Origin of the sequence: Rossellomorea sp. NRS-1567 (assembly GCF_050467885.1) — a bacterium.
GTDB classification, from domain to species: domain Bacteria; phylum Bacillota; class Bacilli; order Bacillales; family Bacillaceae_B; genus Rossellomorea; species Rossellomorea aquimaris_C.
Window position 1 is genome coordinate 61,789 of sequence record NZ_JBITPL010000001.1, and the last position, 25,287, is coordinate 87,075.

The following is a 25,287-nucleotide window of genomic DNA, read 5'->3' on the forward strand; positions in this document are numbered from 1 at the left end:
TTATATTTCGACCCTATTCGATATTTACTCAATGGTTTGTCGAATAATCTTTATTTTAACAAGCTTACCGTGCTTTTGGCAAACCTTCCTTATTTCCTAATGTCCTTCTTCTTGAATCACGTAGATTTCACAAAACCAATTGTCAGGATAAAAAAGAACCCTTATAAGCACCCACGATCGGGACTTTAGTAAGGGTTTTCCACTTTTAGCTTGCTCGGTCATGATCTTTCTTGTAAATATCGATTCCCGCTTCACTCAGCATCCATTCAATGTGAACGCCATAGCCGCTTGTAGGATCATTTACAAACACATGCGTGACGGCTCCGATGACTTTACCGTTTTGAATAATGGGACTTCCACTCATGCCTTGGACAATTCCACCGGTTTTATCCAATAGCTTCGGATCTGTTACTTTCAAAACCATTCCTTTTGTTGCCGGATATTTCTGTGGAATGGTGCTGACAATTTCAATATCGTACATTTCTACATCTTTTCCATCTACCACAGTCAATATCTGGGCAGGTCCTTCTTTCACTTGATGGGAAAGAGCGATGGGCATTGGTTTATCCATTAGATCGTTATCGATGGATTGATTTAATTCACCAAAAATCCCGAATGGACTGTTCCTGGTAATGTTTCCAATGACGTTGCGATCAGAAGAAAAACGGGCTAATTTTTCACCTGGTTTTCCATCGGTCCCTTTTTGAATGGACGTTACTTCTGAATGAACGATTTCTCCGTTTTCAACGACAATCGGTTTTTTTGTATCCATATCAGAAATGACATGTCCCAGCGCCCCATACTTCTTGGACTTCGGGTCAAAGAACGTCATCGTACCGATTCCAGCTGCAGAATCACGAATATATAACCCTAATTTATAGTTCTTTTCCCCTTTTTCTTTTAACGGTAGCAATTGAGTTTTTACGGTCTTCTGTTCACGCTTGATCACAACGTCTAAAGATCGGGATTCTTCTCCTGCTTTCTGAACAAAAGGAGCAACATCCGCAAGTTCTTCAATTTTCGTTCCGTTTATTTCTGTAATCATATCCCCTACCTGAATTCCGGCTTTTTCGCCGGGAGACATCTTACCTGCATCTGTTTCAACCAGATGATGACCTACGACTAACACCCCGACAGTATTTAATTTCACCCCGATGGATTGACCACCCGGGATCACCTTGAAATCTTTCAGTACTTCTACATCGACTTTTTTAATGGGTAACCCAGCTAACTCAAATACCACTTCATCCTTGCCTACAGAACTTCCTTGGATTGAGAGCTGACCTTCCTCTTCTTTCAATTGAACATGTTGATTATCAGACGAACCCATCGTCGTAACGGATGCAGCCTTAGGGAGAGCAACTTGATCCCCTTCCATCACCCTTACAGAGTTCGGAGTATTGATAAACTGTTGAACAGGTTTGTAGAAACCAATAAGGCAAAGCGAAACAAGGAGAATTCCACCTATACATTTTCTTAACCAATCTAAACTCAATATATTCACTCTCCTCGCTTCTAATCCACACACACTAACTATTGGCTACAGTTTTAATTTTGCCTTTAAAAGCCACATTTATAACTGGTAATCATGAAAAAAAAGCTACCCGAATTGGATAGCTTTTCATGTTTCTTTAATGGAACCTGCTAACTGCAACAATTCCTTGGCATGTTCCAATGTTAAATCTGTAATTTCCACTCCTGAAATCATTCTGGAGATTTCTTTGATCTTTTCCTTCTCTTGAAGACGTTTAACCATTGTGCTCGTTCTGCCGCCTGAAAGTTTTTTCGAAATAAACAAGTGACAATCCGCCATCGCAGCTACTTGTGGCAAGTGAGATATACACATCACCTGGGAATGAATGGCCACCTGATAAATTTTTTCAGCGATCGCTTGAGCCACTCTTCCACTCACTCCCGTATCCACCTCATCAAAAATGATGGAGGTGATTCCCTGGTGTTTGGAAAAGATGGTCTTCAAAGCTAACATAATGCGGGAAAGTTCTCCACCTGAAGCCACTTTGGACAGCGGCTTTAAAGGCTCACCCGGATTGGTGGATATGTAAAACTCCACTGTATCCCAACCATCCTTTTTAAAATGATTGAAGGAAAACGATTCATTTTCCCCACTTTTCACAAAACGAACGTCAAATTTCGTTTTATCCATGTAAAGTTGCTTTAACTGCTCATGAATACTTGTGGTTAATTTCTTCGCCCACTGCTTTCTCGATTGTGACAGATTTCTCGCCTCTAATGATAAGTCTTTCTCAAGTGATTGTAATTTACTTTGTAAATGTTCGACATGAGAATCTTTGTTCACGATGGTTTCAATTTCTTCTTCAATCTTTGAACTATATGCGAGAATTTCTTCTACAGAGGATCCATACTTTCTCTTTAAACCGTTAATCTCGTTCAGTCTCGTCTCGATAAGATCCAAACGGTTCGGTTCAAATTCAAGTTGATCTAACTCTCCTCTTACTTGTTGAGCAGCATCTTCAAGCATATAAAAAGCATTCGAAACAGATTCCAGAGTCTTATCATATTGTGAATCCACTTCTGCAGCTGTCTCGAGATGACTCATGGCAAGGCCTGTCCAGTCCAGCCCTTTTCTCTCGCCTTGAATGCTGTCATACGAAGTCTGCAGTGCTTCAAAAAGCTTTTCAAAGTTCATAAGCTTCCGTTTCTCTTCCATTAGCTCATCATCTTCGTTTAATTGCAGATCCGCATCATGAATTTCTTTCAGCTGAAACTGAATGAGATCCAATCGATGCGCCATCTCCTGCTCGTTCTCATTAAGCCTGTTTAGCTGCTTATAAATGGAAAGATATTCTTTGTATACTTCTCCGTAACTCGAGAGACCAGAAGCAATCTCATCTCCCCCGAATTGATCCAATAAGGAAAGATGAAGGCTTTCATTCATCAGCTCTTGATGCTCATGCTGTCCATGAATATCAATAAGTGAAGCACCGATTTCCCTCATGATCGCAATCGTCACGAGCTTACCATTGATCCTGCAAACACTTTTTCCTGAACTCGAGATATCTCTTCTGAGGATGATCATGCCTTCTTCGATCTCTATCCCGAAGCTCGCCGCTTTCCCAATGCAAGGATGCGTTTCATTATCAAGAATAAATAACCCTTCAATTTCAGCCTTTTTCTCCCCATGCCGAACGTATTCCGAGGATCCTCTTCCACCAACCAATAAGTGAATGGCATCTATGATAATCGACTTCCCAGCTCCAGTCTCCCCTGATAGAACGGTAAGGCCTTCTTCAAAGGAAAGAGAGAGGGATTCAATTATGGCGAAATTTTTGATTGATAGTTCTTGTAGCAAAACATTCACCTCAAATAAAAAGGAACTTTTCCCTCAAACAATTTAAAAGAAAAGCTTCCTATTGAATTTTGTATGAAGGGCTGCAAACAGCAGCACATTAATTTAGAATTGATCCTACCCTTTATAGCATATCTAAAAAACGTTCTGAAACAATCTTTGTCTCTTCTTCAGTGCGGCAGATGATCAAACATGTGTCATCCCCACAAATCGTCCCCAGAATCTCTTCCCAGTCCAAGTTATCAATTAAAGCACCGATAGCATTGGCATTACCAGGTAGAGTCTTCATGACCAGCATATGCCCTGCCTGGTCCACTTTAACAAACGCATCGGTCAGGGTACGCTTAAGTTTTTGCAGAGGATTAAAGCGCTGATCAGCAGGCAGACTATATTTGTATCTGCCATCCATCAACGGTACTTTAACCAAATGCAATTCTTTAATATCCCTCGATACGGTAGCCTGGGTCACATTAAAGCCAGCATTCTTAAGACTTTCCACCAGCTCATCCTGTGTTTCCACATCTCTATTCGTAATGATTTCTCTGATTTTTATATGTCTTTGCCCTTTGTTCATCATAGAACATACACCTCTTACATTTGATTAAAACCTGTATAAATATACCTCTACGTTTATGTTAGCCTATTTTGTATCAGAGTACAATAAAAAAGAAAAGGGGAGGCGGCTTGGTGAGGCCCGACAAGCAAAGAGGAAAGGGCTCACCCTGTGGCGACAAGCATTAGACGTGTTGGTCCGGAAGGCTTGTTCACAGCGACAGATTTTCATGAAGTTTCGCCCTTTTCGGTAATACAGCATGTATTTTTTCTGAAAAATGACATTAAAAGTGTCATGATCCTCTGTTTAGGATAGGTTTTAGAAACATAAATTCAGGAAGGGACTGTTTTATTTTCAAAACCATACTTAGTTCAATAGAGACGTCAAAAAGCCACCCTCCGAAGAAGAGTGGCCCTATTTTACTGCTGGATTTTCGCCTTTAATTGATGATGCGCTTCCTCAATCACTTCATCCGGTGTGGTGGTGAGAAGCGATTCTCCTTCACCCTCTTGCCCCGACCATTTCAAATGAATGAGAAATTCAATATTCCCATCTCCACCTGTGATAGGAGAATAGGATAAGCCGGAGATATGGTAGCCTTCTTTAATCGATAACGTCATGATTTTCTCGATGACCATTTTGTGCACGGCGGGATCTCTTACAATTCCTTTCTTCCCAACCTGGTCCTTCCCTGCTTCAAACTGCGGCTTGATTAAAGCGACGCAGTCCCCACCAGGCACCAATAATGTTTTCAGTACAGGTAATATCAAGGAAAGGGAAATAAAGGATACATCGATGGATGCAAAGCTTGGCATTTCTCTTTGCAAATCAGCCGGGGTAACGTAACGGAAGTTGGTCCTTTCCATTACCACGACCCGCTCATCCTGTCTTAGCTTCCAGGCTAGTTGGTTGTACCCTACATCAAGTGCATAGGACATCTTTGCCCCGTTTTGCAAAGCACAATCGGTAAATCCTCCAGTAGACGCCCCGATATCTATCATCACTTTATCGTTGACGTCTACATCAAAGACTTGTAAAGCTTTTTCCAGCTTCAAGCCGCCACGGCTCACATAGGGGATCACTTTCCCCTTTATCGTAAGGGGAATATCTTCACTTACTTTTTCCCCGGCCTTGTCCAATCTCATTTCATTGGAATAGACAAGTCCCGCCATGACAGCCCTTTTAGCTTTTTCTCTCGTTTCAATTAATCCTCGTTCTACAAGAAGTACGTCTACACGTTGTTTTTTTACTTTCATCATTAAGCCCTTTTTTGTTTTTTTGGTGTTATCGTTAAAATACGATCTACGACATTTTCTTTAGTCATACCGATTTCGTTCAGCAATTCCTTCACGCTTCCATGCTCGATGAAGTAATCAGGAATTCCTATGCGGTCAATCACGGCGTTATGGTAACCCTGTTCTTGCGCGAACTCAAGAACACCGCTTCCGAATCCTCCTTGAAGAACGGCCTCTTCTATCGTTAAAATAGGCATTTCTTCTCCAAGGATACTCTTTAGCATCGTTTCGTCCATTGGTTTAATGAATCTCGCATTCACGACCCGAACGGAAAGACCTTGGTTCTCGAGCTCATCAGCCGCTTCCATCGCCATTGGAATCGTGGTACCAAATGTCAATATGGCAGCATCTGTACCTTGCTTCAATACTTCCCACGTTCCGATTGGAATGGTTTTCAGCTCTGAATCCATAGGCACTCCATATCCGTTTCCACGGGGATAGCGTAACGCAATTGGACCATCATTATACTGAAGAGCCGTATTAACAAGGTGTTGACCTTCATTTTCGTCCTTCGGCATCATGATCACCATATTCGGTAAATGCCTTAAAAAGGCAATATCAAATACCCCTTGATGCGTTTCACCATCGGCACCGACTAATCCGGCACGGTCAATCCCGATGAAGACATTTAAGTTTTGTCGGCAAATATCGTGAACCACTTGGTCATACGCTCTTTGCAGGAATGTTGAATAAATGGCCAGGAATGGCTTCATATCCTGAGTAGCAAGACCCGCTGCCACCGTGGTGGCATGCTGCTCGGCAATCCCTACATCAAACATTCGATCGGGGAATTCTTCAGCAAATCCAAGCAGTTTTGATCCTACCGGCATGGCTGGAGTGATGGCGACAATTCGTTCATCCTCACGGGCAATCTTTCTGACGGTCTCACTTACAAGCCCACTCCAGGAAGGTGGGGCATTTATAGGTTTAATCAGGTCTCCTGTGTCAATCTTGTATGGACCTGTACCATGCCATGTGCCCTGCTTGTCTGATTCAGCAGGATGAAACCCTTTTCCTTTTTTCGTTATGACGTGTAAAAGGACTGGACCTTTTGTTTTCTTCGCATACTGGATGTTTTCAGATAGATCATTATAATCGTGTCCATCGATTGGCCCAAGATAGGTAAATCCTAATTCTTCAAAGAACATACCTGAAACAAATAAATACTTTAAGCTATCTTTCACCCGCTCAGCCGTACTTGCTAATTTGCCACCGACAGCAGGGATCCGTTTAAGAATATATTCCATTTCATCCTTCACCCAGTTGTACTTCCCGGCAGTGCGCAATCGGCCAAGAACACTGTGAAGGGCTCCAACATTTGGGGCAATGGACATTTCATTATCATTTAAAACGACGATCATATCTTTCTTTTCATGACCAATGTGGTTAAGTGCCTCGAGTGCCATCCCACCCGTTAAGGCACCATCTCCGATCACAGGGATGATGAATGAATCTTCTTTTTTGACATCCCTTGCGATTGCCATACCCATGGCTGCGGATAGTGAAGTAGAGCTATGCCCCGTTTCCCATACATCATGCTCGCTTTCATTGCGTTTAGGGAAACCACATAACCCTTTGTATTGTCGCAACGTATCAAACTGACATGCACGGCCAGTCAAGATCTTATGTACATACGACTGATGACCAACATCCCAAAGGATTTTATCTTTTGGACTTGAGAAATGCTTATGAAGGGCAACTGTTAATTCGACCACCCCTAAGTTTGGACCAATATGACCGCCAGTCTTAGATAGATTCTTTATTAAGAAATGGCGAATCTCTTGACTGAGCTCTTCTAATTGTTCATTCGACATATTTTTAAGAAAAGAAGGCTCCTTTATTGATAATAAATCCATGGGGTCCACTCACTTTCATCACTAAATATTTTGTTTCGCACGCTTGTAACGTTTTTTCTTGTTTTTATCTTTTTTGTCTTTTTTATCTTTAATCACTACGATGTGAAATCGATCTTCAAAAAATTGTAGAACTTTACCAACTCTAAATATTATATCCTTAGAATAGGTGATAGCAAACGTTTTTCCAAGCGCTTTGCCTCCAACGGTCAAGGAAGCTATGATACTTGTCAGTGTTACACTTACAATATATTCTCTCAAAGAGCCGCCTTCAAGCTGAAAAGATACGGCTAATTGTATAATGACAATCGCTGACGCAGTACCACTTATAATCCCTGAAATATCGCCGATTACGTCGTTACAGAAGCTTGCGAAACGGTCTGCGTTCCGGACGATTTTAATTGAATAACGTGCACCGTACACTTTTTTGGCCGCCATGGCATGAAAAGGGGTTTCATCAGCAGCCGTTGCAGCAATCCCCAGCATATCAAAGAAGATACCGATAAAGACGATGATGAACACAACAACCAGTCCTGTATACCATGCGACTCCATTTAAAACCATATTGGATGTAACTGAAAAAATAGCCGCTAACACAAATGTGATAACGGCAATGCTGACACTCCACTTTATTGAGTTTTTCATTGTTTCATTCATTATCGTTTAAACACACCGTTTCTACTGTGTAAATAGTTTGTTTATATGTAATTGGGGGGTCATATAAAGAGTAAAAATTGCAGCTTAGGTCCAGTAGGTTTTCCCAATCAGATACCGGATGTTGCCATACCGGCGGTTTCCCATTAAACCCGACTTAGCTGCGTCACCACAAGCTAGACTGGATTACCACTTAGTCCGCACTATAATCCTCTTTATATGTCCGAATATGAACAGTCTAGGAGTTTTCCTCAACAGTCCTTAACGCAATCCTTAGCCTCTTTTGCAAAGAGGATTTCATATGGGCGAAAAAGCACATATCAATGGCCAACTGATGTGTACCTTGTAACCATAATCCCCTCACTCTTCACTCAAGGCAGGCTACGCTGCTAGTGAATCATCACATCGCAGGTTCATACTTTGTTCTTATTGCATATGCTTAATGCCAGCATAAGAAACAAAGCCTCCGCGGCTCGCGGGTCAACGCCCACATGCCATTGTGGATCGCCCTCAAGCCTTACTCCCAGATATGACCCAAGGCTGGGCGCCTCAAGCCAATTCCAGGAACTTCATCGATGTGCCCTTTAGTGGATTTTTAGGCCCACCTTCAGGATTGGTGGACTGACTAGAATACTGCACCACCCCAAAATTTATTCTACTTACATTATAACATATGTTAAATAATTTGCTCAAACATAGAATGGTTTTAATGATTCCGGGCAACGATTAATTGGGCAATTTCGGTAAGAAGTCGGGTATCAATAGGCATTTGTTTCAGTGATGCTAACGCTTCGTTCAAGTGGTAGTGAAGCTTTTCCTTAGCTCCTGCCATCGTCAGTAGGCTTGGATAGGTACTCTTAAGTTTTGATTCGTCGCTCCCTACAGGCTTTCCAATCATTTCTTCCGAGCCTTCAATATCCAGGATGTCATCCTGGATTTGAAAGGCGAGTCCAATATGATAAGCAAATTTTTCAAGTAATTCCAGCTCTTCCTCCGACGCCTCAGAAACAATTCCGCCTGCCAGCACACTAAATATCAATAACTTACCTGTTTTATGCTCATGGATGCCTTCAAGTTCTGTCACTGATAGCTGCTTATTTTCCCCTTCGATATCCGCAACTTGTCCGCCAACCATACCTTGAGGTCCTGCGCACTTCGCTAAAAGACCGATGAGCCTTATCTTCATGTCACTTGTAAGGTCATTGTCCTCTGCAATCAGTTGAAAACTAAAGGTCAGTAAACCGTCACCGGCCAAAATCGCCATCGCTTCCCCAAACATTTTATGATTGGTCGGCTTCCCTCTTCTCAAATCGTCATCATCCATGGCAGGAAGGTCATCATGAATCAAGGAATAGGTATGAATCATTTCGAGGGCAGACGCAGTGTTTAACCCGAGTAAAGGGTCCTTGTTAAAGGCTTTAATCGTTGCTAAAAGGAGGATGGGACGAATTCTCTTTCCACCTGCTTGCAATGAATAGATCATAGCTCCCTTCAAGTTCGGGGGCATAGCAAGGCTGTCTATTGTCTCGACCATATGATTGGTAATCAATTCTCCATGCTGTTGTTGAAATTCTTTCAGATCAACGTGAGGATTCACCCTTTATTCCCCCTCATCCAGGTCGAAGGCTTTTTCCCCTTCATCTGTCATCATCTTTGTTAATTGGTTTTCTGCTTTTTGCAACGTATCATGACAGTATTTCGAAAGATCCATTCCTTTTTGATAGAACTCTAACGCTTTCTCCAATGGAACTTCTCCCTCTTCCAGTTTCTCCACAATCTCTTCCAATTGTTCCATAGCTGTTTCAAATGATAGTTCTTCTTTAGACTTCGCCATTATTTTCACGCTCCTCAACGGATTCAACTTCGCAATGTATTTTACCATCTCTTACATTTATCTCCAGATGGTCACCAGCTTTGACTTGCTTGGATGATTTGATCAATGTACCTTCATCCTGATAAACCAGGCTGTATCCTCTGTCCATGACCTTTAAAGGACTCAGGGCATGCAAGGTAGACAGGGAAGAACTGAAACGATTATTCTTTTCTTTCAGCACCTGTTTAAATTGCTTTTCTACCCGCGTCTTCATAAATAAGACTCTCTCGTGTTGAATGGTGATGAGTTGTGAAGGATGTACACGTTGAAGTCGTGAGTGAAGACGGGTTAATTGATCGTGATTTCGCCTTACATGAAGGCTTATATTTTTTTGCAGCTGGTCGGTCAGCCGGTCGACGGTTTCAATTTTCTGTTGATATAGATTACGCGGGTTTCTTAAAGCGTAGGATTTCATTAAACTATTTAAGCGGCTGCGCTCACTTTGAAGCTTTGCCTTGAACGATTTGATCAGTCGTAATCTACGATTCATGATTCTTTCCAGCAAATCATCAACGTGTGGAACCGCTAATTCTCCCGCTGCTGTTGGTGTAGGTGCTCTTAAGTCGGCTACAAAGTCGGCAATCGTAAAGTCTGTCTCATGTCCGACAGCAGAAATGACGGGGATTTTTGACTCAACGATGGCTTGGGCCACGATCTCTTCGTTAAACGCCCACAACTCTTCAATCGAACCACCGCCCCGGCCAATAATCAATACATCTATATCCCCCAGATCATTTACCTTTTTCATTGCCCCGGCAATCGATCCTGCGGCTTGTTCCCCTTGAACCAAAGCAGGGAAAATAAGGATTTCCCCAATTGGATATCTTCTTTTGATGGTTGTAATGATATCTCTGATTGCAGCACCTGTTGGAGATGTCACAACGGCGATTCGTTTCGGAAACTTAGGAATGAAACGCTTCCGGCCTTGATCGAAATAACCTGCTTTCTCAAGCTTCTCTTTCAACTGCTCATACGCCAAATACAGCTCACCGATTCCATCAGGCTGCATTTCTTTTACATAGATCTGATATTGCCCACCTGATTCATAGACAGAGACGTCTCCCCGAATCAACACATTCATTCCATTTTCAGGTCTGAATTTCATGGATTGATTATTACTTGAAAACATGACAGACAAGATACGGGCTTTTTCGTCTTTCAGGGTAAAGTACATATGGCCGCTTGAATGTCTTTTGAAATTAGAAATTTCCCCCCGTACGAATAGATTGGACAGGTGGGGATCTCTATCGAATTTACGCTTTATGTATTTTGTCAGAGCTTGTACCGTTAAATAACGTGATTGATCGAGTTCCATGCTCAAGTGACTCCTTTGTTTCCTGCAATTTGTAAAGGCTTTTGTATGTAGGAATACGGAAAGGGACCAGCGATGAGCTGTCCCTTTCCGTTTTATGTTACCTATAGTGTACTATTTTTTAACCGTTTTGGCGATTGGCAAGAGCCCATTCGGCAGATTTCACTGTATTATACAGTAGCATCGTAATCGTCATAGGGCCGACACCACCAGGAACAGGTGTGATTTTTCCGGCTTTTTCCTTCACTTCTGAAAAATTCACATCCCCACAAAGTGCACCGTTTTCATCACGATTCATTCCGACGTCGATGACTACGGCTCCCGGTTTAATATCCTCTGCGCCGATTAGATTGGCTTTCCCTACCGCAGATACGATAATATCTGCCTGCTTTGTGTAGAAAGACATATTCTTCGTTTTCGAATGGCAATACGTAACCGTCGCATTACGATTGAGGAATAAGTGACCTGCCGGTTTTCCGACAATGTTACTTCTTCCTAAAATCACGACGTGTTTACCTTCTACTGAAATGTTTTCATATTCAAGCATCTTCATGATTCCAAGTGGCGTACAAGAATAGAAGGTATCTTGATTGGTCACCATTTTCCCAATGGAAACGGGATGAAATCCGTCCACATCTTTTGATGGGGAAATCGTTTCAATCACGGTTATTGGATTAATATGCTCAGGGAGAGGCAGTTGAACAAGAATGCCATGAATATGGCTCTGTTCATTTAACTCTTCAATTTTATTCAGCAGTTCATCTTGAGTTAAACTGGATTCATATTGATAAAGCTCTGAATGAATGCCCAGATTACTGCACGCTTTTCTCTTCATTTTGACATATGAATGAGAAGCATGGTTATCTCCTACCAGGATGACAGCCAACCCTGGAGTGACATCCTTTTCCTTAAGCTCCTCGATCTGACTGTTTAATCTTTCACGATAATGACCTGCAATGAGTTTGCCATCAATTATAGAAGCTGACATTCCACTCGACCCCTAACATTGTTAAGATTGACTTACCTTTGAAAGAACACCATTGATAAACTTGCTTGATTGATCATCTCCAAAGATCTTTGCAATTTCAACTGCTTCGTTAATGACTACATTATTAGGGACGTCTTCCACAAACAGCAGTTCATAGACTCCTAAACGCAAGATGTTACGATCTACCTTTGCCAGGCGGTCAAAGGACCATTTCTCCAGGTTTTCACGAATGTGTCCATCGATACGTTCCTGATTCTCAATGAACCCGAGAACAAGCTGTTGAAGATAGGCATCCATCTTTTGATCTTCCTCCAGCACATTGGTTAACGCAACATCCGGCTCAATCCCACTCATATCTATTTGAAATAACGCTTGTAAGGCCTTTTCACGAGCAACTCTTCTCTTCATCTTATATTTACTCCTTTTAATCCATCAATTTTCATACCTTTGATAATAGCACAAACTAAGGGTAATACGCACGTCTATGTAAAAAAATCAATATTCTGACAAGAAAAGCGGAGGCGGGTTGGTCAGGTCCGACAAGCATTTCTGGGAAATCCCTGAAGGCGTTCTTTGCCTTTGGGGATTTTTCAGAAATGACCTTGAGGGACTACCCGCCGAAGCTGGACAATCAGAAAAGCGGAGGGGCTTTGCCCAGAGGCGACAAGCATAAGACGAACCTGCCGGAAAGGCGTTCTTTGCCTTTTTGGCAGGTTTGACTTATGACCTCGAGCCTCTAAGCCCCGGAGCTGGACAATCAGAAAAGCGGAGGCGGGTTGGTCAGGCCCGACAAGCATTTCTTGAAAATTGAAAAGCGCTTCTCGAGAAGAATCCAGCCGGAATTTCAATAATTCCAGCCGTTTTGATGAAAAATCCAGCCGAAACCTTTCGGAATCCAGCCGTTCCATGAAATAATCCGGCCAATTTACGCAATAATACAGCCGTTTTACAAAAAAACACCAATTCAGACACAAACCTACACACAAAAAAGAACGGCCCCCTAAAGGACCGTCCCTCTCTTACATTTCGTCTTCAATTTCAGCTTCAAATTTCTGATTCTCAAATTGAATGCCTACGATATGAACATTTACTTCATCTGCTTCTAATGCAGTCATGTTAAGCAGGGCTTGACGAATGTTATCCTGGATTTTTTGAGCCACTGTCGGGATGGCTACACCAAATTTCATGATGCAGTATACATCCACGATGATTCCTTCCTCTGCAAGCTCCACTTTGACACCTTTACCGTGGTTTTTCTTTCCGAGACGCTCGACGACACCTGTTGCGAAGTTACCACGCATTTGTGAAACGCCTTCTACTTCTGAAGCAGCGATTCCTGCAATCACTTCAATCACTTCAGGTGCGATTTCAATCTTCCCAAGGCCGTCTTTACCGTGAGACATTTGTAAAAGGTTTTGATTTTCCGCCATTTTAAGGCACCTCCTGAATTCACACTAGGATTTCATTACTTCGTACTTCTCTAAGAATTTCGTATTAAATTCCCCACCAACAAAGGTTTCATGATCTAATAGTTTCAAATGGAACGGGATCGTTGTGTGTACTCCCTCAACCACAAATTCACTCAAGGCACGTTTCATTCTCGAGATCGCTTCTTCACGAGTCGCTCCATAGGTGATCACTTTGGCAATCATACTATCGTAGTATGGAGGGATCATATAACCAGGATATGCGGCTGAATCGATTCTTACGCCTATGCCGCCTGGTGGAAGATACATTTCAATGCGCCCCGCTGAAGGCATGAAGTTCTTCTCAGGATTCTCTGCATTGATACGACATTCAATGGCCCAACCAGTGAACGTTACTTCTTCCTGTGTAAGAGAAAGTTTTTCTCCTGATGCTACGAGAATTTGTTCTTTAATCAAATCGACTCCTGTTACCTGTTCTGTTACAGGGTGTTCTACCTGAATACGGGTATTCATTTCCATAAAGTAGAATGATTGATTTACGTAGTCATATATAAATTCTACCGTGCCGGCACCAGTATAATCAACCGCTTGGGCTGCTTTTACTGCTGCTTCCCCCATTTTAACACGAATTTCTTCTGTTAAAGCGGGTGATGGCGTTTCCTCGATCAGTTTTTGAAGGCGGCGCTGAATCGTACAGTCACGTTCCCCGAGATGGATCACGTTCCCGAAATTATCAGCCAGCACCTGGATTTCCACATGCCTGAAGTCTTCAATGTACTTTTCAATGTAAACACCAGGGTTACCGAATGCAGTCATGGCTTCTTGCTGAGTGATCGTTACCCCTTTAACAAGCTCTTCCTCACTTTTCGCAACACGGATCCCTTTTCCTCCACCACCGGCTGTGGCTTTGATGATGACAGGATACCCCATGGATTCTGCAAGCTGTACAGCATCTTCTGCGTCCTTCACGATACCTTTTGAGCCTGGTACGATGGGAACACCTGCTTCTCTCATAGTTTCACGAGCCACGTCTTTCGTACCCATCTTCGAGATCGCTTCTGGTGAAGGACCAATGAAGATGATGTTACAATCGCGGCACAGGTCTGCAAAATCAGAGTTCTCTGCTAAAAATCCGTAACCCGGGTGAATGGCATCACAGTCTGTCAGTTTTGCCACGCTAATAATGTTTGTGAAATTCAGGTAGCTGTCTTTCGATGCAGTCGGTCCGATGCAATAAGCTTCATCCGCTAATTGAACATGGAGTGCTTCTTTATCTGCTTCAGAATATACGGCTACACTTTCGATGCCTAAATCTCGGCATGCACGAATAATACGTACCGCAATTTCTCCTCGATTGGCGATTAATACTTTTTTTATCATATCTATTTTCGCTCCTTATTCAGGTTTGACCAAGAATAACGGCTGTCCATATTCAACCAATTGACCGTCTTTTACTAAGATTTCAGTAATTTCACCTTTTACTTCAGCTTCGATCTCATTAAATAATTTCATCGCTTCTACGATACATACGACAGAGCTTTCATCGACTTTATCTCCAACCTTCACATATGGACCTGATTCCGGGGAAGAAGATTGATAGAACGTCCCAACCATAGGAGACGTGATTTTATGTAAGTTTGAATCTTCTGCTTTTGCTTGTGGAGCTTCTTTTTCTTCTGTATTTATGGAAGGAGCTGCTTCCTGTACAGGCGCAGGAGCCTGCTGTACTGCTTGAGCTGCAGGTTTTACTTCCTCTACTGCCTGAACGACTTGTGGTTGCCCGGAAACTGTTACACCATTATTCTTTTTAAGTTTAATTTTCGAACCATCATGCTCGTATGTAAACTCATCAACACTAGAATGATCTACGAGTTTGATTATTTCACGAATTTCTTGAATTTTTAACACGGTTGACACCCCTCTTATAGTTTAAAAAATTATGACTAGCTACTAATATCATACGATAATACCTCGTATAAATTCAATATGCGATTCCTACCATTCTGTAAAGCGCATACAACCCTATTCTCTATTCTAGACCTTTTTAGGAAAAAAATAAAATAATAGAAGAATTTTTTTGATTTCTGAGGAAGTTTAGGTGTGATGCAGGTCAATGCATTACCTTTTTTCAAACAAAAAATGGCCGCCTGAAGGTTTCCCTTCGGCGGCACTGGTGTACACGTTAGTTTGTTGGCTGGAATTCTACTGCTACCGGTTTCATCTGACCAACTTCACTCATCACAAGGCGGATGATTTCATTTGCATCGGCTGTTGAGTGCTCTTTGTCGGATTTCACTGTAATTCGGATATTTTCACCGTTAGCTCTGACTAACGCATCTTCATAACCCATTGTTTTAATCATGGTTTCCAATACTGATTCTGTCATGGCCAATTCTCTTAAGTTCTCCATTTCTTCATAGGCAGCGCTTTTTTCCTCTGCTGATACATCAGCGTTCGCCACTTTCGCTTCCAGTTCTTCGCGAAGCTGTTCACGTTGATCCAATACTTCAATTCTTAAAGCTTCGAACATTTCATTTCCAGCTGCGTCTGTTACGACTTCCATGTCAGACATGGTTTCCTTCCCATCTTCTTTCGCTTGCTCTTTTCCGTCCTTTTCTTCATATGCCATATCTGACACTTGCTGTGTAGGAGAAGTAATGTAATACACTGAAAGCACGATCACAAGACTTAACATCGTTAATAACCAAACCGTTTGTTTTTTAAGTAACATCTATCATTTCCCCCTTATTTTTTGGGCAGAACCGATACCCTGTGACTTGGTACGTCTAATCCGCGGGTAACAGCCTCTATGATCCATTTTTTGATTTGTATATTATCGGCCCCTTTTGCTACAACAAGGACACCGCTGACTTTAGGTTTTTTAGTTTCTTTCACAATGGGAATTTCTTTCTCTCCATCCCTCACGATGACCATTTCTTCTTCTCGCGATTTATCCTCTATCGATCGTTTTCCACCTTGTTTATCTTCTTCTGAAGTTGTTTGTGACTGTGTGGATTCATTCTTTATATATACTTTTGACTCTGTTGCCTCTACATTGACCACAACATGTACTTCGCTGACCCCGACAATTTGATCAAGTGCTTCTTTCAATTGGTTTTCGTATTGATCTTCGTACCCTCTCATGGAGCCATCCGATTCCTTATGGCCAGAGCCGAATGTCGCGACCTCTTCAGGTACTCCTTCGTCTACTGATTTCGAGACCTCCAAGCTGCTATCCCTGCTCCAAAGATCACTGATCAGCATAAAGGCGACACCTACTAACAGAACAATGAGAAAGTATTGAAACTTATTCCCTTTTTTATCCTTTGGCGGTGAATTGGAATTTTCTTTTGACAGCCATTCCTTCAATGCGTTAAGCGGACTTTTATTAAAGTTCATTGGCTTCCCCAGTCCCCCCTTCAACTGTAATGATTATTTTGTCTGGTGTAAGATTCCATTGCTCGGCAAGTAAGGAGGCCATTTGGGACGTACTTTCTTCAGGGGTTTTCTTTCTTGGCTCAGCTCCCGTATCGATCTCCACGTTTTGAACGGTTTCAATCGTAGTGTTTTCTTGTTTGTCTTTCACTACCACTGTCACTTCTGTGATACTATCCGGGACATTCTCCAAATCATCTGCTTTTACTACAACCTTCTCAATGACCTTACCGTGTTCATCCATCATCTCCTTTTCAGCTTGTTGTTTCATTTGGACAGCCATCTGTTCTAAAATATATGCACGTTGTGAGGCTTGTATTTCTTTTTTCTTCATTTCTATTAAATTTTCTACTGAATTATTCCGGGAATCTCCATTTATATCAATTGACTCCATCACCGTATCAAAATCGGTTGACATTAATTTAAACAAAGGGGTAAGGATAATGGTGATCAACAATAAGCCAGTCACGATTTTCGCATATTTTTGCATGTTGGAACTGGGAAGAAGCATGTCAATGACGGTGGCTAAGAGAACAAAGATTATAATATTTGTAATCCAATCGGTGAGAAATGACATGACGATACTCCTTCCTCTTTATCTCATCATCATCGTGATATTTCCTGCTGCAATGATGACGGTAAGACTCAAAAAGAACATAAAGGATACAATGGCAAGGGCCGCAAACACATAAATCACACTTTTGGCAATGATATCGAGACATTCTATCACCGGTCCGCCACCGAGGGGTTGCAAGAGAGCCGCTGCTAATTTATAAATAAACGCAATCATGAGGATCTTGATTGCGGGAAAAGCTGCAATGATCAGAACAATGGCGACACCAGCGATTCCCACTGTATTCTTTAATAGAACGGAAGCGCTGATCACTGTGTCCGTCGCATCGGTGAACATTCTGCCGATCACAGGTACAAAATTTCCTGTTACAAATTTCGCTGTTCGAATGGTAATCCCATCAGTCACCGCTGCCGTGGCTCCCTGTACGGATATAACACCAAGGAAAACGGTCATGAAGGCTCCTAATAACCCGATACTCCATGTGCGCAATAATTGTGCCAGCTGCGTCACTTTATAATGAGTGGAAAGGGTACTTACGATACTTAAAAGCGCCGCCAGAAATAGCAGGGGCAGCACGACATTTTGGATCAACAAACCGCTTGTGTTCATTAAAAAGATAATCACAGGATGGAAAAATGCGGCAGATACTATTCCCCCGGAAGCGGCAATAAGGGCTAACAACAAAGGTATGAGGGCAATGATGAAGTGGATCATGGTGGAGATGGCATCCCGGGTGTAATCAATCGCCACGTGAAAACTATTAAGGGCGATGATGATCAACACCATGAACACAATGCTATATGCAACCTTGCTGACACTCCCTCCTTCGAATGCATTCTGCAGGGATTGAAGAAACATACTGAAAATCGTGAGCATAATCAGCGTTCCTAATAGCTTCCCATTCATCACAAGCTCCTGGAAGGCGAACTTGAAGATTCCACTAAACCATGCTTTAAAAGAAAACTCTTTTTCTCCTTTGATAAAATCAACCAAACTGCCCTTTTGACTTTCAGGAAGATAGCCACCGTATTCATCCACAATACTGTTCCAAAACCCTTTTAATTCTTCGATTCCTAACTGATCTAACTGCTGATCGATCATTTGCTGTTGAATCGTCGAATCGGGCGGATTCTGTTCTTCCCCTTCTTCAGCTTGTCCACTGGAGGCTCCTACGAAAAAAATGACGAGTGCTATGACGATTATTCGATATATTTGCAACAATTTATTCCACCTCTTAACGTTTCGCTTATCCAGTTGGGATCATGTTGATGATCGTTTCGATAATCACTGTTAATATAGGTACCGCCATTGCTAAAATCAAAATCTTCCCTGCAAGCTCCACTTTCGCCGCAAGAGCACCTTGTCCGGCATCCTTTGTAATGTGAGAAGCGAATTCCGCTATGTAGGCGATGCCGATAATTTTGAGAATGGTTTCTACATACACCATATTCACATTTGCATTCGCAGCAAGCTTCTCAATCATATGAATGATGGAGTAAATTTGATCGATCAGAAATAAAAAAATCGAACATCCTACAAACACAATAAGCAAGAAAGCAAAATTTGGTTTCTGCTCTTTCACGATCAAAGCCAGAAAGGTCGCAACCAGTGCTATACCAACAATTTGAATGATTTCAATCGCGGACGCCCCCTAACCTTGATATAAGAAGACCGATTTAATCTTCTGGAACAGATCATCGACAATCGAGGCTACCATAAACAGAATATAGATGAACCCAAAGAGGGTAACCCACTGTGCATATTCCTTTTTCCCGACCTGATCTAAAATCGTATGCAAAAAGGCCACTACAATCCCCACCCCTGCGATCTTGAAAATAATATCCACATCAATTCCCATATTCATTTCCCTCCTGGTTTCTAAACTTCTCGCAAGCGATTGGCATGTATGAAAGTATTGACCTATGAAGCATCGTTAGAGTAATAGGATGATCAATAATAAACCTGACAAGAACCCCAAGCTCTTCGTCATCTTTTCATATTTTCTCTGCTTTTCTATCGCCTCTGATTCTTCTCTTTCCAGATGTTTTAACGCTAACTGTATATGTTTCTGCTGGGTCAACATGTCGTGTTTGCCCAGGTTTTCTCCAAATTGTTTCAGGATTTCATATTCACCTGTTTTAAAAGCCGTTAATTTCCATATATCATTCAGGCTTTCTTCCCACGCTTTCTTCACTGAAATCTCCTGCTCCGTTAATTTCTTTGAGAACGTTTCAAAGAACCAGGAAACAGGTTTTTGCAACTGCTTGGAGATCTTTCTCGTTGCTTCATGCAATGGGGTATGGCTGTATGTGATTTCTGCTTCCAATGACTGGAGGGCCACCTTCAACAACCGAAGCTGCCTCGGTCTTTCCGTTAAATATTTAGACGCTTCGAATCCAGCCCAGGAAGTAGAAAGCAGGATGAAAACAGCACCGATTAGTTTAATCATTTATGTCACACTCACTTTTTTCAGAAGAGATTGACCGTGTTCATTCCACACTTCATGAACCTTACCAGGCTCATCCCCTCTCCTTAGTTCAACAAACCGCTCAATGGTTTGAAGATTCACAATGTCCTTGATAACCGGTCTCTTCGCTACTTCCGCGAATGTAGATCCATGAGTCGTCATCACAAGGGTAATACCGGCATTAACGGCTTCCTGGATAGCTTGACCATCTTCCACGCGGCCAATCTCATCCACAATCAGGACGTCGGGACTCATGGAGCGGATCAGCATCATCATCCCTTCAGCCTTCGGACATGCATCCAGCACGTCCACCCTGGGTCCGAACATCAGCTGGGGGATTCCATTTACACAGCCGGCAATTTCGGACCGTTCATCGACAATCCCTACTTTAAAAGGAGGGATCTTTTTTTCCGGGACGCCGGTCGAGATCAAACGTGCAAGATCTCTTAGCAATGTGGTTTTCCCTGTCTGAGGCGAGCCGATAATCATCGTATGCTTCCAGCCACTATCATAAACATATGGAAAAATAGATTGAGCTATGCCAAGCTTTTGTCTCGCAATCCTGATGTTAAAGGAAGACAGATTCCGAATCCCTTTCACCACACCACCCTCTAGAATGACCTTGCCGGCAAGACCGACCCGATGTCCGCCTTCAATCGTGATATATCCTCTCTTCAGTTCTTCTTCCAATGTATAAAATGAATGCCTGGATAGTTTGTTAATGAGCTGTTCGCTATCTTCCTCGGTAACGGTATAGGAAAGAAAATATGGCTTCCCCCTGGCCGTGACCTCCAACACACGGTTGGTACGAACTCTGATTTCTTCAATTCGGTCAATAAGATCTTGTGGAAGGGTCAGGACTTTGTCAGAAATAGTGCTGGGTAGTAAGGCTAGAACTTCTTGCATTTAGGTACCTCCTAATCTTGTTCCACTTCGGAATGTATGAACACGGAAATGAACCTTCGTACATGCTTCCCGATAATACAATGTATTCTAGTGGGATGAGATTATGACAGTAGAGTTGGAAGATTTGAGGCGGGGATTGGGAGATTTAATATAAAAAAAGCCCGAACGAGAATAATCTCGCTCAGGCTTTTCACATTCAATTATCCACGTGATACGTAAGATCCGTCCGTTGTGTTAATGATCAATGTGTCTCCTTCGTTGACGAAGAACGGTACGTTAACCACTAATCCTGTTTCCACTGTAGCAGGCTTTGAACCACCGGAAGCTGTATCGCCTTTGATACCCGGTTCTGTTTCAGTTACTTTCAATTCAACTGAGTTAGGAAGCTCGACTCCAAGAGTTTCTCCACCGTACATCATGATGTGCACTTCCATGTTTTCTTTCAGGTATTTCAATTCATATTCAATGGAAGAAGCCGGAAGTTCGATTTGATCGTAGCTTTCGTTGTCCATGAATACATGCATGTCACCATTAGCATACAGGTATTGCATTTTACGGTTATCGATTTGGGCTTTTCCTACTTTTTCTCCTGCACGGAACGTTTTTTCCTGGATGGCACCTGTGCGCAGGTTACGAAGTTTGGAGCGAACGAATGCTGCCCCTTTACCTGGTTTAACGTGTTGGAAATCGATTACTCGCCATATCCCGTTATCGACTTCAATCGTCAAACCTGTACGAAAATCATTTACTGAAATCATATTTATTTCCTCCTATTGTCTAGTAGAACTGTCTTTAGGACTACAATGGCAGAATGATTAGATCTTTTGTAGAATGTGTCAGTGTTTCATTGGAATCTTCTGTTATGAGTGTATCATCTTCAATACGAACACCGCCAACACCCGGAACATAGACGCCCGGTTCAACCGTTACGATCATTCCAGGCTCCAGTACCACATCGGAACGGGAAGACAATCCTGGTCCTTCATGGACTTCAAGGCCGATTCCGTGTCCCAGTGAATGTCCGAAATACTCTCCATAACCCTTTTCTGTTATGTAATCACGTGCAATAGCATCCGCATCTTTACCTGTCATACCAGGCTTGATTTTTTCCATAGCCAGAAGCTGTGATTGTAGAACGACGTCATAGATCTCTTTCAATTTCTCACTTGGTTCTCCTACAGATAATGTACGTGTCATATCGGAGCAATATCCTTTATAGTATGCACCATAATCCAACGTTACAAAATCACCTTTTTCAATGACTTTATCACTGGCGACCCCATGAGGAAGTGCAGAACGATTACCTGAAGCAACGATGATATCAAAAGATGAAGATGTCGCTCCCGCTTTTCTCATGAAGAATTCTAATTCATTGGAAACTTCTAACTCTGTCACACCCGGTTTAATAAAATCTAATATATGCTTAAATGCTGCATCGGCAATATCCGCCGCATCCTTAATTATCTTAAGCTCTTCAGGTGTCTTAATCAAGCGTAACTTTTCCACCAGCCCGGATACCGGTACAAGTTCTGCTTCCAGCACTTCACGATAGCTGTCATACGCACTGAATGTCATGTAGTTCTTCTCAAAGCCCAGTTTCTTGATCCCAAGTTTTTTCACTTGTTTGGCTACTTCCTCATGGATGGGTCCAGTATGCTGGACGATTTCAAAATCGGCAGCCTGCTCGGTTGCTTGCTCGATGTAGCGGAAATCTGTTATGAATAATGCTTTCTCTTTAGAAATCAGAGCAACACCTGATGAACCCGTAAAGTTTGTCATGTACCGACGGTTGTAGGTACTTGTAAGTAAAACCCCGTCAAGTTCGTTTTCTGAAAAAGTCTCTCTTAATCGTTCAATCTTCATTCAATTCCACTCCCTTAATATTCTTTATGATCGCTTGTAAAGCCAATTCGTAACCAAACAGTCCAAAACCGACGATCTGGCCAACCGTTTCAGCTGCCACGACAGATTGATGTCTGAACGCTTCACGGGCATGGATATTAGATATATGCACTTCCACTACCGGTACTGATACCGAAGCCACTGCATCTCTTATCGCATAGCTGTAATGCGTGAAAGCACCGGGATTCAGGATGATTCCCCCATACCCTTCATCCTCTGCCCTGTGTATGTAATCAATCAGTTCCCCTTCATGGTTCGATTGAGCTGAAAAGAGTTGAAATCCTTCACCTTCTGCTTGTTTCGAAAGCTTCCCCTCAAGTTGCGGCAGGGTGACATGTCCATAAATATCGGGTTCACGTTTCCCGAGCCTATTTAAGTTAGGACCATTTAAAAGCAAGATTTTCATCATATGTAAACCCCTAAAAAAATAGAATGTTCATCATGAACATTCTAACACAAACCTTATACCTATACCTACATAATTGTCTGATAATGAGGATTTGTTAATGGGATACTTCCCCTGATTTTTCTTTCTCATTCTGATGTCTCAATTCATTTTCTTCATAAGAAATCGAATAGCCGATAAATACGCCATACAAAATATACAGGCAGAAGGTTGTGATCAAAGTGTGATAGTCAATGGATGTAAAGGATTCAATGCTCGGGAAAAGAGGATTGAGCAGTAAAAAGAAAGCTAGGTATAACGCTACTCCGTAGGCAACTCCTACCCACATAGACTTGAATTTTCGTAATAAACCATAATAAATGAGGGCCACACCTATAGAAATCACTCCGTAAGCCACAATGGAAAGAACGATACCGATCCATTTGTCCACCCAGTCACCAACCGCCCACGGCTCAAATATAATATTTGGCTCGATTTTCGTAAAGGAAAAAAAGTAACAAATATAGGCAATTGAACTCCATAACATCCCACCGATAAAGCCCGTCACCACAACCATTGCCATGAACGATAGTGGTTTTTCACCCTGATTCTGCTCTAAACGTGGATTTTCCTTGCTTTCTTCTGTGCCATCCTGAATCTTTTCATGCTGTCCCTTTTGTTCAGCCATCTGAAACACCTCCATTCGTAGTATGTCCCATTGACTTAAACATTTGCATGTTTTTACTTATTTTTCATCTGTGGATGATGAGGAAATATGGGTGATAAAACCTATCTCTAGTCCTTTGATTCATTTTTTAGTAAAATAGATAATATCTTTCCAAGTTTCAGAAAATAACCCCAGCAAAAATTCACAGAAAATCGATAAATAATATGGTTAAATAACAAGGGAATTGTCTAGAATAATAGTATAGATATGTATAATGGATTGTATTGTAAGGAGGTGGCTTTGTTGAACGCTCGTAATATCTTTGTTATCACATTAATATTGTTAGCTATTGTAGGGCTCTTCACTTCCCTATTCGGAAATCCTTTAGGGCTAGTTAAACAATTACTTGTTACAGCAGCTGTGATCGGAATCATCTACTTCATTTACCGAAGATGGTTCAGCGGGAGGCGGGCTGGTAATAGTAATGAACAGAGAGCGTTTCTTAAAGCAGCCAAACAATCAAAGAGGCGGCATAAGAAAAAGTCTCCAAGTAAGCCTCAAGTATCAAACGCCTCAAAGAAACGTTCGATACGAAAGAAATCCAATGCCAACCTTACTGTAATTGAAGGAAAAAAGAATAAGAAAAACAATCGAGCCTCATTTTAGGAGCTCGATTGTTTTATTAATACGGCCATTTTTGAAGGAATGCTTCCGCTTTTGATTTCCCGTATTGAAAGAGCTCTGCTCTTTTTTCGGGAGTTAATCCGAATTCGGTCGTGAGCACACCTTCAGTAGGAATAAAAATGATGTTTTTTTCAAGTTTTCTGGAAATGTATCTTGAATCATGTGCATCTTTCATCGTAGTAAAGAGGGCTTCATACATATCAATCGCATTTTTGATTTGTTTTTTTGGCTTTCCGATTAGATCGTGACTTAACTTCACCCCGATGACCGGCCTTATCTTTTTCACATTTTCCCTATCAAACAGCCACATAGGAAAGTTACTGAGCACCCCACCATCCACCATGAAACTTATTCCTTCTAAAGATCGCAGCTTTACAGGTTCAAAGAAGTAAGGAAGACTCGCACTCATTCGTATCGCCCTGGCAACGGGAAAGGTTTCTTTCGCAATGCCGTACTTCTCAAGATCATCCGGGAGAACCAACAATCTGCCATTCGATAAATCCGAAGCGATGACCCGGAGTGAATGGGGTGGTAAATCGGCGAACGTATAAATTCCCCTCGCTTTCAGCTTTTCTTCCACCCAACTTTCAAGCGCCACTCCCTTATATAAACCTAAACGATTGTAAACCCGAAGCCATTTTATTATAGGGAGAGAGATGATCGCGTTTGAGTCCAGCAATTTATTAAAATCTATATCATCCATGATTTTCAAGAGCTCCCTGCTCGAATAACCGGCGGCAATAAATGCTGCAATCACCGCTCCGGCACTTGTTCCTGCGAGCCTCTTAAATTTGTAGCCCTTCTCCTCTAATGCTTGATATGCCCCAATCAACGCGAGCCCCTTTATGCCTCCACCTGAAAAAACGCCATCGATGTCCAAAGGCCCCACTCCTTCAATGTCTCTTACTACATCTTTAATTCACAAAGAAGGATTTTAGACTAAAAAAATAGGAGGGGAACCAGTCCCTCCTACCTTTCTTCATA

Annotated in this window: 28 protein-coding genes; 1 reads left to right on the forward strand and 27 read right to left on the reverse strand. The window is 42.1% G+C overall.

Annotation, left to right across the window (positions count from 1 at the left end; genetic code table 11):
* Positions 1-205 precede the first annotated feature (205 nt).
* The 26 genes from spoIVB to ACIFOD_RS00430 all read right to left on the reverse strand — a co-directional run bounded on the left by spoIVB (position 206) and on the right by ACIFOD_RS00430 (position 23,640).
* The gene (gene spoIVB / locus ACIFOD_RS00305; RefSeq protein WP_324744486.1) at positions 206-1,495 is read right to left on the reverse strand and encodes a SpoIVB peptidase; all 1,290 of its coding nucleotides are present in this window, start codon (positions 1,493-1,495) and stop codon (positions 206-208) included.
* A 126-nt stretch (positions 1,496-1,621) separates the two neighbouring features.
* Positions 1,622-3,331, reverse strand: coding sequence for a DNA repair protein RecN (recN, locus tag ACIFOD_RS00310; RefSeq protein WP_397553433.1), 1,710 nt, complete (start codon positions 3,329-3,331; stop codon positions 1,622-1,624).
* 121 nt (positions 3,332-3,452) lie between these two features.
* Positions 3,453-3,902 (reverse strand): transcriptional regulator AhrC/ArgR, encoded by a 450-nt coding sequence (ahrC, locus tag ACIFOD_RS00315; RefSeq protein ID WP_044340153.1) that lies wholly within the window; start codon positions 3,900-3,902, stop codon positions 3,453-3,455.
* 398 nt (positions 3,903-4,300) lie between these two features.
* Positions 4,301-5,137 (reverse strand): TlyA family RNA methyltransferase, encoded by an 837-nt coding sequence (locus ACIFOD_RS00320; protein WP_430313084.1) that lies wholly within the window; start codon positions 5,135-5,137, stop codon positions 4,301-4,303.
* A gap of 2 nt (positions 5,138-5,139) precedes the next feature.
* Positions 5,140-7,032 (reverse strand): 1-deoxy-D-xylulose-5-phosphate synthase, encoded by a 1,893-nt coding sequence (gene dxs / locus ACIFOD_RS00325; RefSeq protein ID WP_430313085.1) that lies wholly within the window; start codon positions 7,030-7,032, stop codon positions 5,140-5,142.
* A 21-nt stretch (positions 7,033-7,053) separates the two neighbouring features.
* Positions 7,054-7,686, reverse strand: a complete 633-nt coding sequence (locus ACIFOD_RS00330) for a hypothetical protein (protein ID WP_397553430.1) — start codon at positions 7,684-7,686, stop codon at positions 7,054-7,056.
* Between the two features lie 703 nt (positions 7,687-8,389).
* Positions 8,390-9,280, reverse strand: a complete 891-nt coding sequence (locus ACIFOD_RS00335; protein ID WP_397553429.1) for a polyprenyl synthetase family protein — start codon at positions 9,278-9,280, stop codon at positions 8,390-8,392.
* Positions 9,281-9,283: 3 nt separating this feature from the next.
* Positions 9,284-9,517 carry an exodeoxyribonuclease VII small subunit gene (gene xseB / locus ACIFOD_RS00340; RefSeq protein WP_113970456.1) on the reverse strand — a complete coding sequence of 78 codons (234 nt, stop codon included), beginning with the start codon at positions 9,515-9,517 and terminating at the stop codon, positions 9,284-9,286.
* The gene (gene xseA, locus ACIFOD_RS00345) at positions 9,504-10,871 is read right to left on the reverse strand and encodes an exodeoxyribonuclease VII large subunit (RefSeq protein WP_430313086.1); all 1,368 of its coding nucleotides are present in this window, start codon (positions 10,869-10,871) and stop codon (positions 9,504-9,506) included. Before xseA ends, xseB begins: the two co-directional genes overlap by 14 nt.
* A 118-nt stretch (positions 10,872-10,989) precedes the next feature.
* On the reverse strand, positions 10,990-11,856 hold the full coding sequence (folD, locus tag ACIFOD_RS00350; RefSeq protein WP_430313087.1) for a bifunctional methylenetetrahydrofolate dehydrogenase/methenyltetrahydrofolate cyclohydrolase FolD: 867 nt from the start codon (positions 11,854-11,856) through the stop codon (positions 10,990-10,992).
* A 21-nt stretch (positions 11,857-11,877) separates the two neighbouring features.
* Positions 11,878-12,264 (reverse strand): transcription antitermination factor NusB, encoded by a 387-nt coding sequence (gene nusB / locus ACIFOD_RS00355; protein ID WP_397553425.1) that lies wholly within the window; start codon positions 12,262-12,264, stop codon positions 11,878-11,880.
* 611 nt (positions 12,265-12,875) lie between these two features.
* Positions 12,876-13,286, reverse strand: coding sequence for an Asp23/Gls24 family envelope stress response protein (locus ACIFOD_RS00360; protein ID WP_113970461.1), 411 nt, complete (start codon positions 13,284-13,286; stop codon positions 12,876-12,878).
* A 24-nt stretch (positions 13,287-13,310) separates the two neighbouring features.
* On the reverse strand, positions 13,311-14,663 hold the full coding sequence (gene accC / locus ACIFOD_RS00365) for an acetyl-CoA carboxylase biotin carboxylase subunit (RefSeq protein WP_113970462.1): 1,353 nt from the start codon (positions 14,661-14,663) through the stop codon (positions 13,311-13,313).
* Positions 14,664-14,678: 15 nt separating this feature from the next.
* Positions 14,679-15,191 (reverse strand): acetyl-CoA carboxylase biotin carboxyl carrier protein, encoded by a 513-nt coding sequence (gene accB, locus ACIFOD_RS00370; protein ID WP_430313088.1) that lies wholly within the window; start codon positions 15,189-15,191, stop codon positions 14,679-14,681.
* A gap of 274 nt (positions 15,192-15,465) precedes the next feature.
* Positions 15,466-16,014, reverse strand: coding sequence for a SpoIIIAH-like family protein (locus tag ACIFOD_RS00375; protein WP_430313089.1), 549 nt, complete (start codon positions 16,012-16,014; stop codon positions 15,466-15,468).
* A 14-nt stretch (positions 16,015-16,028) separates the two neighbouring features.
* Positions 16,029-16,682 carry a stage III sporulation protein AG gene (gene spoIIIAG, locus ACIFOD_RS00380; protein WP_430313090.1) on the reverse strand — a complete coding sequence of 218 codons (654 nt, stop codon included), beginning with the start codon at positions 16,680-16,682 and terminating at the stop codon, positions 16,029-16,031.
* On the reverse strand, positions 16,672-17,295 hold the full coding sequence (spoIIIAF, locus tag ACIFOD_RS00385) for a stage III sporulation protein AF (RefSeq protein WP_430313091.1): 624 nt from the start codon (positions 17,293-17,295) through the stop codon (positions 16,672-16,674). Before spoIIIAF ends, spoIIIAG begins: the two co-directional genes overlap by 11 nt.
* A gap of 18 nt (positions 17,296-17,313) precedes the next feature.
* On the reverse strand, positions 17,314-18,510 hold the full coding sequence (gene spoIIIAE, locus ACIFOD_RS00390; RefSeq protein WP_430313092.1) for a stage III sporulation protein AE: 1,197 nt from the start codon (positions 18,508-18,510) through the stop codon (positions 17,314-17,316).
* 28 nt (positions 18,511-18,538) lie between these two features.
* Positions 18,539-18,931: a stage III sporulation protein AD gene (gene spoIIIAD, locus ACIFOD_RS00395; RefSeq protein ID WP_172655798.1), complete on the reverse strand. Its 393-nt coding sequence runs from the start codon at positions 18,929-18,931 to the stop codon at positions 18,539-18,541.
* A 12-nt stretch (positions 18,932-18,943) separates the two neighbouring features.
* A complete protein-coding gene (gene spoIIIAC, locus ACIFOD_RS00400; protein WP_034758004.1) occupies positions 18,944-19,150 on the reverse strand; it encodes a stage III sporulation protein AC in 207 nt (68 codons plus the stop codon).
* 75 nt (positions 19,151-19,225) lie between these two features.
* Positions 19,226-19,741, reverse strand: coding sequence for a stage III sporulation protein SpoIIIAB (gene spoIIIAB, locus ACIFOD_RS00405; protein ID WP_430313093.1), 516 nt, complete (start codon positions 19,739-19,741; stop codon positions 19,226-19,228).
* Complete coding sequence (spoIIIAA, locus tag ACIFOD_RS00410; protein ID WP_430313094.1) at positions 19,742-20,665, reverse strand: stage III sporulation protein AA; 924 nt, start codon at positions 20,663-20,665, stop codon at positions 19,742-19,744.
* 200 nt (positions 20,666-20,865) lie between these two features.
* Positions 20,866-21,423: an elongation factor P gene (efp, locus tag ACIFOD_RS00415; protein WP_148995647.1), complete on the reverse strand. Its 558-nt coding sequence runs from the start codon at positions 21,421-21,423 to the stop codon at positions 20,866-20,868.
* 40 nt (positions 21,424-21,463) lie between these two features.
* Positions 21,464-22,528 carry a M24 family metallopeptidase gene (locus ACIFOD_RS00420; protein ID WP_430313095.1) on the reverse strand — a complete coding sequence of 355 codons (1,065 nt, stop codon included), beginning with the start codon at positions 22,526-22,528 and terminating at the stop codon, positions 21,464-21,466.
* Entirely contained in the window at positions 22,518-22,976 is a 459-nt protein-coding gene (aroQ, locus tag ACIFOD_RS00425) for a type II 3-dehydroquinate dehydratase (RefSeq protein ID WP_397553418.1), read from the reverse strand. Before aroQ ends, ACIFOD_RS00420 begins: the two co-directional genes overlap by 11 nt.
* A 94-nt stretch (positions 22,977-23,070) precedes the next feature.
* Positions 23,071-23,640, reverse strand: coding sequence for a YqhR family membrane protein (locus tag ACIFOD_RS00430; protein ID WP_148969594.1), 570 nt, complete (start codon positions 23,638-23,640; stop codon positions 23,071-23,073).
* A gap of 282 nt (positions 23,641-23,922) precedes the next feature.
* Here ACIFOD_RS00430 and ACIFOD_RS00435 point away from each other — a divergent pair, with 282 nt between their 5' ends.
* Complete coding sequence (locus ACIFOD_RS00435; protein WP_397553417.1) at positions 23,923-24,285, forward strand: SA1362 family protein; 363 nt, start codon at positions 23,923-23,925, stop codon at positions 24,283-24,285.
* Positions 24,286-24,301: 16 nt separating this feature from the next.
* On the opposite strand, the gene ACIFOD_RS00440 is transcribed toward ACIFOD_RS00435, so the two are convergent.
* Positions 24,302-25,183 (reverse strand): patatin-like phospholipase family protein, encoded by an 882-nt coding sequence (locus tag ACIFOD_RS00440; RefSeq protein ID WP_324744508.1) that lies wholly within the window; start codon positions 25,181-25,183, stop codon positions 24,302-24,304.
* Positions 25,184-25,287: the final 104 nt, after the last annotated feature.